General features: G+C 55.0%; 13 protein-coding genes, 1 tRNA gene, 1 rRNA gene and 1 pseudogene. 7 read left to right on the forward strand and 9 right to left on the reverse strand.

The annotated features are described in order from the left end of the window. The 6 genes and pseudogenes from DWZ82_RS14390 to DWZ82_RS14410 all read left to right on the forward strand — a co-directional run. Window positions 1-316, forward strand: a pseudogene (locus DWZ82_RS14390) (sugar phosphate isomerase/epimerase family protein); the annotation flags it as partial. Between the two features lie 30 nt (window positions 317-346). After that, a complete protein-coding gene (locus DWZ82_RS14395) occupies window positions 347-778 on the forward strand; it encodes an RNA polymerase sigma factor (RefSeq protein WP_118481361.1) in 432 nt (143 codons plus the stop codon). Then, window positions 771-1,370 carry a hypothetical protein gene (locus DWZ82_RS14400; RefSeq protein ID WP_118481362.1) on the forward strand — a complete coding sequence of 200 codons (600 nt, stop codon included), beginning with the start codon at window positions 771-773 and terminating at the stop codon, window positions 1,368-1,370. Before DWZ82_RS14395 ends, DWZ82_RS14400 begins: the two co-directional genes overlap by 8 nt. Window positions 1,371-1,498: 128 nt before the next feature. Continuing rightward, a complete protein-coding gene (locus DWZ82_RS14405) occupies window positions 1,499-2,059 on the forward strand; it encodes an NAD(P)H-dependent oxidoreductase (RefSeq protein ID WP_118481363.1) in 561 nt (186 codons plus the stop codon). Beyond that, window positions 2,056-2,229, forward strand: coding sequence for a DUF6472 family protein (locus tag DWZ82_RS15440; RefSeq protein WP_165815537.1), 174 nt, complete (start codon window positions 2,056-2,058; stop codon window positions 2,227-2,229). Before DWZ82_RS14405 ends, DWZ82_RS15440 begins: the two co-directional genes overlap by 4 nt. Window positions 2,230-2,244: 15 nt before the next feature. After that, a complete protein-coding gene (locus DWZ82_RS14410) occupies window positions 2,245-2,826 on the forward strand; it encodes a sugar O-acetyltransferase (RefSeq protein ID WP_118481364.1) in 582 nt (193 codons plus the stop codon). Window positions 2,827-2,971: 145 nt separating this feature from the next. Here DWZ82_RS14410 and DWZ82_RS14415 read toward each other — a convergent pair whose 3' ends face one another. From DWZ82_RS14415 to DWZ82_RS14430, 4 genes are read right to left on the reverse strand one after another with little or no spacing between them, the layout of a single operon-like run. Next, a complete protein-coding gene (locus tag DWZ82_RS14415; RefSeq protein ID WP_118361922.1) occupies window positions 2,972-3,604 on the reverse strand; it encodes a hypothetical protein in 633 nt (210 codons plus the stop codon). A gap of 50 nt (window positions 3,605-3,654) precedes the next feature. Next, a complete protein-coding gene (locus DWZ82_RS14420) occupies window positions 3,655-4,722 on the reverse strand; it encodes an alginate O-acetyltransferase AlgX-related protein (protein WP_118481365.1) in 1,068 nt (355 codons plus the stop codon). An 8-nt stretch (window positions 4,723-4,730) separates the two neighbouring features. Then, complete coding sequence (locus tag DWZ82_RS14425) at window positions 4,731-6,107, reverse strand: MBOAT family O-acyltransferase (protein WP_118481366.1); 1,377 nt, start codon at window positions 6,105-6,107, stop codon at window positions 4,731-4,733. Window positions 6,108-6,145: 38 nt separating this feature from the next. Then, window positions 6,146-7,057 (reverse strand): DMT family transporter, encoded by a 912-nt coding sequence (locus DWZ82_RS14430; protein WP_118481367.1) that lies wholly within the window; start codon window positions 7,055-7,057, stop codon window positions 6,146-6,148. Window positions 7,058-7,192: 135 nt separating this feature from the next. Here DWZ82_RS14430 and DWZ82_RS15270 point away from each other — a divergent pair, with 135 nt between their 5' ends. Then, window positions 7,193-7,363 (forward strand): hypothetical protein, encoded by a 171-nt coding sequence (locus tag DWZ82_RS15270; RefSeq protein ID WP_158575305.1) that lies wholly within the window; start codon window positions 7,193-7,195, stop codon window positions 7,361-7,363. A gap of 601 nt (window positions 7,364-7,964) precedes the next feature. Here the strand turns inward: DWZ82_RS15270 and DWZ82_RS14435 are convergent. The 5 genes from DWZ82_RS14435 to DWZ82_RS14455 form a co-directional block, all read right to left on the reverse strand. Next, window positions 7,965-9,149: a pyridoxal phosphate-dependent aminotransferase gene (locus tag DWZ82_RS14435; protein WP_118481368.1), complete on the reverse strand. Its 1,185-nt coding sequence runs from the start codon at window positions 9,147-9,149 to the stop codon at window positions 7,965-7,967. 266 nt (window positions 9,150-9,415) lie between these two features. Then, window positions 9,416-10,120 (reverse strand): hypothetical protein, encoded by a 705-nt coding sequence (locus tag DWZ82_RS14440; protein ID WP_110436608.1) that lies wholly within the window; start codon window positions 10,118-10,120, stop codon window positions 9,416-9,418. Continuing rightward, window positions 10,113-11,636, reverse strand: coding sequence for a DUF1538 domain-containing protein (locus tag DWZ82_RS14445; protein WP_118481369.1), 1,524 nt, complete (start codon window positions 11,634-11,636; stop codon window positions 10,113-10,115). The genes DWZ82_RS14440 and DWZ82_RS14445 overlap by 8 nt, the downstream gene beginning before the upstream one ends. 126 nt (window positions 11,637-11,762) lie before the next feature. Continuing rightward, window positions 11,763-11,879, reverse strand: a 5S ribosomal RNA gene (rrf, locus tag DWZ82_RS14450). 137 nt (window positions 11,880-12,016) lie between these two features. Next, window positions 12,017-12,091: transfer RNA gene (locus DWZ82_RS14455), tRNA-Glu, on the reverse strand. Window positions 12,092-12,181 lie beyond the last annotated feature (90 nt).

A 12,181-nucleotide genomic window follows, 5' to 3' on the forward strand; every position in this document is an offset into this window, starting at 1 on the left:
TGCTATGGCTTCCGAGTGGGCTGCTCTCGAGAAGGCTGACGGCAAGAAGATCTTCGTATGGCACCTGAACGGCATGGAGAATATGCCGTGCGGCGCTGCTTACAACAACGACGAGAAGCGTCTGTGGCCGGGCGAGCCGGGCGACTGCCTGGATCACAAGCGTTACGCAGATACCCTCAAGAAGATCGGCTTTGAAGGCGGCGTTTGCACCATGGAGGTGTTCCGTCCGGACTACTACAAGCTGTCCAACGAGGAGAATATCAAGAAGGCCGCTGAGGTTACCAAGGCACATGTTGCAAAGTACTGGGCTGACTGATTTCACAGAGTGAAGATTTAAGAGTGGAGAGTGAAGAACTTTCCACTCTTTTTCTGTATACCCGCAAAAGAGAAAGAGTGGAGAAAATCTCCACTCTTCACTCTTTTAGAATACGCTGCTGATTACCGCCGCGACCTCTGTCTCACTGATTTCCTGCTCCGTGTTGCCATCAACCTGAGCAAAAACAAGCTGAATCCGGCGTGGTTCAAGCACACGAACGCACTCAAGGAAAGCTATCCGTGCGATGAGTTAGACAGTAACCTCGCCTTTGTGTGGGATGCTGTGCGTGCTCTGCCGCCCAAGTACCGCGAACCCATTCATCCGTTCTACCATGAAGGGTATTCTACCGCGGAAATCGCACGCATTCACGGACAGAAGGAGAGCACCGTGCGTTCCCTGCTGCACCGAGGACGCAGTATGCTCAAAGAGACACTGAAGGAGGCGTATGATTTCGATGAATAAGTACAACCGTTTGATGGAGCACGTCAATCCGTCTCCCGACCTCGAGCAGCGCCTGCACGATGCCTTGGATAAACCGACGGTGCGCAAACCGTCCGCCTGGAGAAGATACGGAGCGGCTGCAGCTTGTTTGGTACTGATTATCGGCGGCACAGCTGTTATGCAGATAAACCGCACGTCTGCTAATCCGGATGGTGAGGGAAAGGAACCGCCTGTCACCGCCACCGCGCCGCAGGATTACGACACGACAGACGCGCTTGCCGCTGCGCTCTCCTTCCCGCTGGCGCTGCCGCAGACCTTGCCGGATGGCTATGCGTTCGACTCGGCATCCGATCAGTTCGGCATGGCTGTTGTTGTGTATGCGGACGCGGAAGGACATACACTTAAATACTGCATGGGTAAAGGCGAGGACGCGCTCGAAGGTATGAACCATGCCGTTTCCGGCGAGAAACTCGAGGGTACGGACGCACTTCTCTATGCCGAGACAGGTTATACCTCGGCCGAGTGGAAGGATAGCCAGTATAGCTACTGCTTTATTGCAGATGAAACTTTCGATACTGCAGTTTGGCAGGCTCTGGTAAACAGCATAAAATAATCTGCTAATTTATTGAGCTGTACCGCAGGGATGGGTTTCATCCTCACAATAATTTCTAATTACTAATTCCTAATTTCTCAGTTTTCTGCTATACTATATAGTTAGGAACAAGAAGAAGGAAGGATACCATGACACTCTACATCAACGCCTGTCCGCGGGAAGAGTCGCGGACGGCACGGCTGGCGCGCGCCTATCTCGCACGCATAAGCGACGTCACTGAGCTGAACATATACGATCAGCCGCTTGTCCCGCTCAACCGTGAACGGCTTGCTCACCGCGAATCGCTCATTGCCGGCGGCAAATGGCACGACCCGATGTTCGATTATGCCCACCAGTTTGCTGATGCCGACGATATCATCATTGCCGCTCCCTACTGGGATCTGGGCTTTCCGGCACAGCTGAAAACCTACATTGAGAACATTTATGTCACCGGCATTGTCAGCGCCTACAACGACCACGGACAGTCGTGCGGCCTGTGCCGCGCCCGCAGTCTGACCTACATCACCACCGCAGGCGGCGCGTACGACCCGCGGTTCAGCTTCGACTATCTGACCGCTATGGCCAAAGAATACTTCGGTATCCGCGAGACCCGACTCATCTATGCAGAGTGTCTCGACATCTGCGGCAACGACCCCGAGGCTATTCTGCAATCCGCAATCAACCAAATTGAAAGGAGCGATGACCGATGACCGGAACCTGTGACGACTGCGCCTACAACGTCTACGATGATGAAATGGATGAATATGTATGCGAAGCCTATCTGGATGAGGACGAATTCTACCGCCTGATGCAGACCGGCAAAAGCTGTCCGTACTACCGCTCCGGCGATGATTATGAACTGGTACGCCACCAGAATTAAGGAGGAACCCTGACGATGACTGAACTTGAAAAAGCCGCTTCCGGCCTGCTGTACGACGCCAACAGCGACCCTGCGCTGCTCGAAGCGCGTGCGCAGACCAGCGACCTGTGCATGGATTACAATACACTCCGTTCCTCCCAGAAGGAGGAGAAAAACGCCCTTCTGCATACCATTTTAGGCGCCTGTGCGCCCGATATTGTCATTGAGCCGCCGTTTTTTGTCGATTACGGCAGCCATACGCGTGTCGGCCGTGCATTTTATGCAAACCATAACCTTGTGATCCTGGACGCGGCACCGGTCACCATCGGTGACCATGTGTTCATCGGCCCGAACTGCTGTATCTCGACCGCAGGCCATCCGTTCGATGTTGCACAGCGCAACGCCGGACTGGAATATGCCAAGCCGGTCACCATCGGCAATAACGTCTGGATTGGCATGGGCGTGCAGATTTGCCCGGGCGTCACCATCGGTGATAACGCCGTCATCGGCGCAGGCAGCGTTGTGACGGAGGATGTACCGGCAGGTATGCTTGCCATCGGCGTGCCGTGCAAGGCCGTAAAGCAGGTAGCGAATAAACCGCAGAGACGCATTCTCTGATAAATTCGTAATTAGGAATTTTATCCTCCGCAGGGGCAGACCATTGGTCTGCCCTTTCATTTTACCTCTGCAGAACGCGAACAAGGGAGGCCATCGGCCTCCCCTGCGAAACATAAAACCATATCGTCAATTACTAACTGCTAATTTATTGAACCGCTTCGACAGTCTCCGAACCGCCCTCTTTATAGGTATAAACGGTAAACCCGTCATACGTCCAGATGCCGTCCTCGCCTTCGCCCATGCAGCTCGGCGAATAACTCTTGGATATCGGTGCGCCGAGTGCGCTCTCAAGTGCGGATGCGGACGAGCCGACGTACCTGCTCGCCTGAGAGGCAGTCGGCTTCGCCGGTTCTGCGGGTTTGGTCTCAGCCGGAGCGCTTGCCGCAGGCTTGCTCTGTGCCGGCTTGCTTTCCGGAGCGGATGCCGCCGGTTTGCTCGTCGAGGTCGAGGCAGACGGCTTGCTCGTGCCCGCTGAAGCAGACGGCTTTGCGGTCGTGGTGTTCGTGCTGCTCGTCACCGGCTTGGTTTCGGTCGTTTTATCCTCGGTTTTGCTGTCGGTCGAGGTCTTATCGTCAGTCTTAGTCTCGGTCTTTGCGCCTTCGGTCTTGGTCTCGTCGGATTTCTCCTCGGTCTTCGCTTCGTCCTTCTTATCCTCGGTTTTGCCGGTCTGGACGGTCTGGCTCTCGTCCTTGGTATCATCCTGTGCGGTGTTGCCGCCGCACGCAGCAAGACCAAAGCAGAGCGTCAGTGCCAGCAGCATGGCTGTCAGCTTTTTCATAGAATTTCCTCCATATTGTTTATTTCTATTGCAGCTACTGATTAGACGGATTACGGTTCGGTTTTGTTCCCCAAATCCGGTGAATATTTTAGTATATTCGGCAGATTTCGCTCGACAATCTCGATGATGACTGTATCGCCCTCCTGCACCTGTTCCAGTGGATACGGCATCTGCCGGGTGATGATCGCCTCACGAAAATCCTCCGCGAGAAACGGATGCAGCGCATTGCCGAACGAATCGCGGCACAGCAGCAGACGGCCGTTCGGCGCATTCTCCTGTGTGGTCTGCATGAGGATATCCTCGTCCGAGCGCGGCGGGTTCACATACGAAAACGAGGTCTGATACACCTGCGTTTCCTCTTTTTGTGTGCCTTTCGGGTACAGCATTTGGTAAAGATCGCCGCTGTGGCTCCGCTCGGTCGTATAGTCCGCGTCCGTGAACGATGTATGCGGCAAGTCGAGCGTGTTCATCAGATAATCGTGTGCGAGCGCGGCGCCGCGGTTCGTCCAGTGCGAGTCGGTCTTATAATACAGCACGTTTGCGTGTGCGCGGAACACGGAGAACAGGTCGGCATAGTTCACGCCCTCCTGCTCGAGATACGGCAGCACGCGTTCGTAGTTGCCGTCCGCATCCTCGGTCAGGTAGCGCGCAGGCATGTGCTCCGGGTAAAGCGAGCTTTTATTCGGCGCAATCGTAAACAGAAAGCGCGCGCCGCGGCTTTCGCAATAGTCCTGCATGGATTTTACGGTCTGCGCCAGCTGCTGCGCCTCACTCTCGGTCAGCGTTGCGTGATTCTGATAATCATCGAGCGTTTTCGCGTAGTACAGCCAGCCGTCCGTGCCGTAAATGACGTCCTCGGCAGGCGAGGTACGCAGCAGCCTGGTCTGCAGCGCGGCATTTGCGGTGACGAGCTCCTGCCGAAAGCCGAAATGGTCGGCAACATAATCTGTCAGACCGCCGAGAAAGTCCTCGTTCCAGCCGGTCTGTGCGTTCCACAGGCTCGGCTTGGGCGTGAGATGCTCATTGCCTGCCGCCTGCTGCTCGGGCAGCACGAGCATACCCGCTACCGGAATCAGGCACAGCGACAAAAACGCCGCTGTAAACCATTTATATTTCATATTTCACCTCAAAATCGGAAGTAAATGAACGGATTAAACGAGCCTGCCGCAAGGTACATCATGCACAGCAGCAGCAAACCCAGAGAGCCGATGAACGTCACGTTCTCGCGTTTCGGTGTGTGCTCACGGGCCACAGGCGTACACAGGAGCAGCGCAAGACACAGCGTCAGTGCAAACGCAGGCGTAAATTTTGCCCAGACAGCCGCCGTGCCCAGCCAGTGCAGACCAATGCCGGAGAACATCGCGGCATACATGGCACCTGCCTGTGCCAGCGTGTCCGCACGAAACAGCGTAAAGCCGAGCACGACCACGAGCAGCGTGTACAGCTGTCCGATTCGTTTTCCCTTGAGCTTGTCTACTGGAATCGCACCGCAGTCCTCAAGCACGGAAAACAGTCCGTGCCACAGTCCCCAGAGGACAAACGTCCAGCTTGCGCCGTGCCACAGTCCGGTTGCGAAAAATACGAGAAAACGGTTGAGCCACGTCCGCGCATTCCCCTTTCGGTTGCCGCCGAGCGGAATATACAGGTAGTCGCGGAACCAGCCGGACAACGAAATGTGCCAGCGGCGCCAGAACTCCTTGATGGTGGTCGCGGTGTACGGATAATTGAAGTTTTCGCGGAAATGGAAGCCGAACATGCGTCCGAGACCGATGGCCATATCGCTGTAGCCGGAAAAATCGAAGTAGATCTGCAGCGTGTAGCAAATGGCGCCCGTCCATCCTGCCAGCATGCCGATCTCTCCGGCAGGCAGCGCGAACACCGTGTCCGCCATCTGACCGAGCGCGTTCGACAGCAGCAGCTTTTTGCTCAGACCGCAGATAAACCGGCGGATGCCAAGTGCGGTCTCCTGCGGAGTGGTGCGGCGGCTGTCGATCTCCTGCTCGACGTCGTGGTATTTGACGATCGGCCCGGCGATCAGCTGCGGGAAAAACGCGATGTACAGCAGCACCTTCTTGAACGAGTGCGAGACCATTTTCGGCTCCCGGTACACGTCAATAACGTAGCTTAACCCTTGGAAGGTGAAGAACGAGATGCCGATGGGCAGCGCAATGCCGGTCAGCGGCAGACTCAACCCGCACAGTGCGTTCACTGTACGGATAGCAAAATCCGCGTACTTGAACACGGCGAGCAGTCCTATTCCGCCGAGGACAGCAAGCGTGACGCCGAGTTTGGCGTACTTTCCTGCGGCCAACCGTCCGCAGACGTAGTTGAGCGCCACCGATGCGAGCAGCAGCGGCAGGTAATACACCTGTCCGAACGAGTAGAACACCAGACTTGCGAGGAGCAGCCAGGTGTTTTTCGCATCCACGTTCGATAGCCTGCGATCGAGCAGAAACACGATCGGCACAAAGAAAAACAGCGAAATTGCAGAACTAAATACCATAGATTAACCCTTTATGCACCGCAATTCCGTCTGCGGTGTTATTTTTTCGTACTTGCAGAGTTTGCGACCGCAATACCTCCGCTGACCAGCACGAGCGCCGCCAGATTGCGTACGGTGAAGATATTCTCGCCGAGCACGAGCGCGGAGAACAACGTGCCGAACACCGGAATCAGGAAGCCGAACAGGCTGACCTTTCCGACCGGAAATTTACCCAAAAGCGCCGTCCAGATGGTAAACGCTGCCGCAGACAGCGCAATCATGTAGCCAAGCAGCAGCACGCCGCCGAGCGTCACCCGACCGAGTGCGCCTCCGCCAGCCGTGCCGACACCCAGCAGGAAGCAGCCGCCGATGAGCAGCTGCCAGCCGGTCAGCAGCATGGGATCACGGCCGGGCGTGTAAATGCGCGAAACAAGCGCGCCCGCGCCCGCCGATACCGCGCTCAGCAGCACCAGACCGTCACCAGTGAGGTTGAAGCCGTTCAGTCCGCCCAGTCCGAGCGCGAGCACGCCCGCAAAGCCGCAGATGCAGCCAAGCGTTTTCCGTCGGTTGAGCTTGTCATTCGGCAGCAGGCAATGCGCCAGCAGCAGCGCAAAAAACGTCTGCGTGCCGGAGAGCACCGAGCCTTTGGTGCCGGTCGTACCGCTCAGACCGATGTAGTAGCACACATACTGCAGCATGCTCTGAAACAGGCTGATCGACAGAATCGGCTTGATTTCGTCCCGTTTGGGCACGATTCGGTGCCCTTTCAGCCGGGTCACGAGCAGCACAAGAATTCCCGCCAGCGCAAACCGCCAGCCGGCGAATACAAGCTGCGAAAACGGCGCGTCAGCCGAAACAGCGAACAGCTCGTACCCGCGCTTGACGCACGGCGCCGCACTACCCCAGAGCGCGGTGCATAAAACCGCCGGTAAATATAATTGACGTAACAGACTGCGTTTTTGTTCCCCCATTTTGATACTCCCAGACAATTTTTTTATGATTGGTGCTATCAGTATACCATACTTCCCTATGCTCCTGCAAGAAAGGGAGTTTTATCGGACTTTCTCTGTGGTACACTGTCCTCAGTAAAAAAGAGAGGTGAAGCCATGATCTACACTTGCGACACCAAATGCTGCCACTTTATCTTCTTCGGCAGCGCTGAAACCCGCGTCTGTCCGGATTGCGGCAAACACAGCATCCGGCCGTCCACGCTCGAGGAACGCGCCGCGTTCTTCCGCCGCCAGATTGAGTTCGCGCAGGAGCATCCGACCGGATAAGGCAATACCGCATAATTGAACAAGAGCGATTTACGAGCAAATTTTGCGTACTGATTAGGCGCGGTTTTGCGGTAATACTTTGTGTATTACCGTAAAGCCGGAACGACATCAGGACACAAAATTTCCGTAAAGCGCCGCAGCTTTAATTGTGCGGTGTTGCCTTCATCAAAAGAAAAACCCTTCCGAATGTTGTCCTCGGAAGGGTTTCACTTACTGTCTTCAGTTGTCATGTGCGGTTACGGCTCCTCGTGTGATGTTTTTTTAATCAGACGATTACCTGCCGCGACGATTGGTACGGTTCATGCTCTTAGCGTTGATGTGTTCGCCTTCCAGTTCTACCATGCGAGCGTTTACCAGTCCATTAAAGAAACTTCTCATACCCATAATCTTTGCACTCCTTTTCAGTGATTCAGGTGATTGTATTTTTGAGATCCTTTCCTGATCTCTGGTATTATAATACACTTTCCCTGAAAAGAATACAAGAGCAAGTTTTTATGAATATCTCACAACTCAACCGTCATAATTTTATGCAGTTTGCACAGTGTAACTCGACACCTTATACATAATTAACCGAAACCACTTATGAACTTTACATAATAAATCAGCGATACTCCTTCGCCAGTCGTTCAAACAGCGGCAGCGCACGCTCGATGGTCTCGGTTTTCACACAGTAAGAAATTCGCATATGACCGGGGGCACCAAAATCCGCACCCGGAACGACCAGAAGGTCATATTTCTTTGCGCGTTCACTGAAGGCGCGGTCGTCCGCCTCGAGCGTCTGCGGGAACAGATAAAACGCGCCGTCCGGCTTGACACAGTGATACCCCATCGAGGTCAGACCGTTAAAGAGCAGGTCGCGGTTGGTCTGGTAAACCGCAATATCGCTGGTCTGGTCGGCACAGCGTGCCGCCACGCGCTGGAACATACTCGGCGCACAAACATAACCGAGTGCGCGGCCTGCACCGCAGACAGCGGCATACAGCTCTCTGCTGTCGGCGGCTGCCGGCGGCACGAGCACATAGCCGATACGCTCACCCGGCAGCGACAGCGACTTGGAGTACGAGTAGCAGATAATGGTATCGTCGTAGAAATGCGGCACGAACGGCACCTGCACGCCATCATATACGATCTCGCGATACGGCTCGTCCGAAATGAGGTAAATCGGGTGACCGTATTCCTTCTCCTTGCCGCGCAGCATGTCGGCAAGGCACTTGATGGTCTGCTCGGAGTACACTGCACCGGACGGGTTGTTCGGCGAGTTGACAACGACCGCCTTGGTGTGCTCATTCAGGCGCTGTTCGAGAGCACCGAAGTCAATCTGAAAATCCGCGATAGACGGCGGCACAATGACGCACTTGGCACCGGCACCGCTTTCGATGAACATTTTATATTCCGGAAAATACGGTGCAAACACAACAATCTCGTCACCCTCGCAGACAATCGCCTTGAACGCACAAGAGAGCGCGGCTGCCGCGCCTGCAGTCAGGTACAGGCTGTCGCCGGTGTAGTCCGTGCCGAAACGCTTGTTAAGGCTGTCCGCCAGTGCGCCTCGCACATCTGCGGCCCCCTGTGCCGAGGTATAGCCGTGCAGTGCAACCGGATCACCTGCCGCCTCGACGTAAATCGCCTGACGAACCGCCTCCGGGGCGGGTACGTTCGGGTTGCCGATCGAGAAATCGAATACGTTCTCGCGGCCAACGATCGCCGCACGGCTGTTGCCGTACTCGAACAACTCGCGGATCGTCGAACGGCGGCTGCCTAAATCCATCATGTGCTCATTTATCATGGTTATCTACTCCTGTCAGGGGTTCTCCCTGTGAAAATTACTGCCCTCATTATATCATACTATTTTATCAGAGTGAAGATGGAAATTGGAAATTGAAGGGTGCGTTCCTCTCTTTTGTGTTACGGGAGAGCACGCTGTGCTCCCCTGCGGGATCATTGTGCAGAGCGGGATGGTGTCCCGCCGTTTCCCGCCAAATAACACAATAAAAAACGGAGAACAGAAAGCAAACGTCAGACGCTTATTTTCCATTCTCCATTTTTCCATTATCAATCCGCCAAGCCGATAGCTGCCGAAAGCGGCATTGACAGCACAATGCCATGACTGCGGGTCTTCATTCCGACCGCCTGCATCAGCGCCGTCATAACCTGCTGTTTCTCATCGCTTCGCACCACGAGGAACACGATTTCCTTTTCGGCCTGAATTTCGATACCGAAAAATCGTTTAACCTCATTTTCCGCAATACCGCGCGCTGAAATGACCGTGCCGCCGCGTGCACCGGCCTTGCGCGCCGCATCCATCGCCACGTTGGTATAGCCGCGCTCCATCACAACTGCTACAACGTCAAAACCGTCGTTCTTCTCTGTCTCGTGCATCCGGCTGACCTCCTTTTGCTCCTCGTCTGCAGCGGTCAGCAGCTTGTGCCACCGCAGACCAATGCCTGTAATCGGAATGGCAAACGCGATTCCACGTCCGGGATATCGCATTTCCAGCTCGCGTCCGAGCCTTTTGAGCAGGCGAACGCCGGTCTGACGGCTGACCATACACATCACAATGGCCTTTGCCGTTTCACCGATGCCGAGCAGGTCGAGCATTTCCGTGCGCGCCGTGCCGTGTGCCATACACACAAAGTCCACCGGCGCCTGTTCCTCACGATAGATACGCAGCACCTTTTCGCCCTGCTCCACGTCAACAACGGCCGCTACGACCTCTACCGCGCTCTGCACCGTCATCTGCGGTCGGTTTTCACTCATGCTCTGCTCCCTCCAAAACGATGATGCTATCCTCATCCTCTGCGGAAACATCGGACGCATCCTCGCTGTTCTGTTTCTTTTTATAGATGAGACCCAGCACCTGAATGGTAAGCAGCGGGGTCATGGCTACCATAGCTACAATACCGAAGGCGTCAGTCATCACGTTGCCGCCGAGCGCTTCACACGCGCCCATGGCGAACGGCAGCAGGAATGTGGTCGTCATCGGACCGGATGCAACGCCGCCCGAGTCAAATGCGATGCCGGTGAAAATTTTCGGCACGCAGAAAGTCAGTCCCAGTGCGGCAAGATAACCCGGCACCAGTATATAATAGATTGAAATGCCTGTCAATACGCGCAGCATAGCCATGCCGACCGAGCAGGCCACGCCGATGGACAGGCTGAGCATCATCGCTCTCTGCGAGATGCCGCCGTTTGTGATGGACTCGACCTGTCGATTGAGCACATGCACGGCCGGCTCCGCAGTCACCAGAAAATAGCCGATAAGCATGCCAAGCGGCACCAGCACCCATTCCTGTCCGCTCAGCGCCAGCTGCTGTCCGAGATAATGGCCCACGGGCATAAATCCGACGTTTACACCGGTCAAAAACAGCGACAGACCGGTAAATGTGTACACAAAGCCTACGCCGATCTTGCGCAGCTGCATGGCATGGAATCTGCGGAAAATCAGCTGAAATACCGCGCAGAACAGGATGATTGGCACCAGTGCGGACAAAACCTCGTGTATGTACGCGGGCAGCTCCACCACAAATGTGTGCGCTGCCTGACGAGTGTCCTCCACGTCCGGCACGGTCACTGCCGTGTAGCCTGCACCGTTTGTCGGATAGAAAATGCCGAGCAGCAGCACCGCCAGCACCGGCCCAATGCTGCACAGCGCAACCAGACCAAAGCTGTCCTCCTGTGCGCCGCTATCGCCTCGGATGGAAGCTAAACCGACACCGAGCGCCATAATGAACGGTACGGTGACCGGTCCGGTGGTCACGCCGCCCGAGTCAAACGCCACAGAAACGAACTCGTTCGGCACGAAAGCCGACAGGATAAACACCACCGCGTAAAACACAATGAGCAGCAGCGACAGACGAATCTTGAACAGCGTACGCAGCATAGCCAGCACGAAAAACAGACCGACGCCGACCGCGACCGTCCAGATCAGCACATTGTTTGGAATGGACGGCACCTGACCGGCCAGAACCTGCAGATCCGGCTCCGCGATCGTGATGAGTATGCCGATGATGAGCGTAATGAGTATCACGATGAACAGATTTTTCGTGCGCGGCAGCTGTGCGCCGATACCCTCGCCCATAGGCGTCATAGATACGTCCGTGCCGAGTGAAAACAATGCCATGCCGACGATAAGCAGCGCCGCACCGGTCAAAAACAGCACCATTGTGCCGACCGGCATCGGTGTGATCGTCACGCTGAGCAGCAGCACGATGATCGTGATCGGCAGGACAGACGACACCGACTCGCTGATTTTTTCTTTCAGAATTTTGTTCATTCTCGACCCCCTGCTTGCGATAAAATACCAATTTAGGCTATTATATCATATAAGGAGAGGTGAATTCCAGTGAACAGGGAATTCTTAACGAAAACAAAACACCGACTCTTTCGAGTCGGTGTTCGGTGTGCGCGATGAGTTATCTTCCCGGGCCGTCGCCAGCCAAGTATTGTCACCGTAAACGAGCTTAACTACTGTGTTCGGAATGGGAACAGGTGTACCTTCGTCACAATAATCACGCACTTACTTTCTTGTGAACAAGAAAGTAAGCAAAGAAAACTTTACCTGCGCTTACGCGCTCTTGTTCAAAAGAAACCTTATTTAGAAACATATTACTATGTTTGCTACTTTGTTATACCGTCAGCACTGTTATAAAAGATTGGTGACCCGTGGGAGAATCGAACTCCCGTTTGCGGCGTGAGAGGCCGCCGTCTTAGCCGCTTGACCAACGGGCCATAACAGTTAGACTTCCGGTATTTCTCGGTTCCGCTGTGGATTTTGTTACGAACCCACAGCGCACCGAATCTGGTACACCATCACGGGCT

Origin of the sequence: Butyricicoccus sp. AF35-5AC, assembly GCF_003477715.1 — a bacterium.
Taxonomy (GTDB): Bacteria; Bacillota; Clostridia; order Oscillospirales; family Butyricicoccaceae; genus Agathobaculum; species Agathobaculum butyriciproducens.

Excerpts from the sequence above, each read along its gene's own strand:
- DWZ82_RS14400 (WP_118481362.1), top strand. The coding sequence starts at position 771 with ATGAATAAGTACAACCGTTTGATGGAGCACGTCAATCCGTCTCCCGAC.
- DWZ82_RS14430 (WP_118481367.1), bottom strand. The coding sequence starts at position 7,057 with ATGGGGGAACAAAAACGCAGTCTGTTACGTCAATTATATTTACCGGCG.
- DWZ82_RS14445 (WP_118481369.1), bottom strand. The coding sequence starts at position 11,636 with ATGAACAAAATTCTGAAAGAAAAAATCAGCGAGTCGGTGTCGTCTGTC.
- DWZ82_RS14435 (WP_118481368.1), bottom strand. The coding sequence starts at position 9,149 with ATGATAAATGAGCACATGATGGATTTAGGCAGCCGCCGTTCGACGATC.
- DWZ82_RS14410 (WP_118481364.1), top strand. The coding sequence starts at position 2,245 with ATGACTGAACTTGAAAAAGCCGCTTCCGGCCTGCTGTACGACGCCAAC.
- DWZ82_RS14425 (WP_118481366.1), bottom strand. The coding sequence starts at position 6,107 with ATGGTATTTAGTTCTGCAATTTCGCTGTTTTTCTTTGTGCCGATCGTG.
- DWZ82_RS14440 (WP_110436608.1), bottom strand. The coding sequence starts at position 10,120 with ATGAGTGAAAACCGACCGCAGATGACGGTGCAGAGCGCGGTAGAGGTC.
- DWZ82_RS14415 (WP_118361922.1), bottom strand. The coding sequence starts at position 3,604 with ATGAAAAAGCTGACAGCCATGCTGCTGGCACTGACGCTCTGCTTTGGT.
- DWZ82_RS14420 (WP_118481365.1), bottom strand. The coding sequence starts at position 4,722 with ATGAAATATAAATGGTTTACAGCGGCGTTTTTGTCGCTGTGCCTGATT.
- DWZ82_RS15270 (WP_158575305.1), top strand. The coding sequence starts at position 7,193 with ATGATCTACACTTGCGACACCAAATGCTGCCACTTTATCTTCTTCGGC.
- DWZ82_RS15440 (WP_165815537.1), top strand. The coding sequence starts at position 2,056 with ATGACCGGAACCTGTGACGACTGCGCCTACAACGTCTACGATGATGAA.
- DWZ82_RS14405 (WP_118481363.1), top strand. The coding sequence starts at position 1,499 with ATGACACTCTACATCAACGCCTGTCCGCGGGAAGAGTCGCGGACGGCA.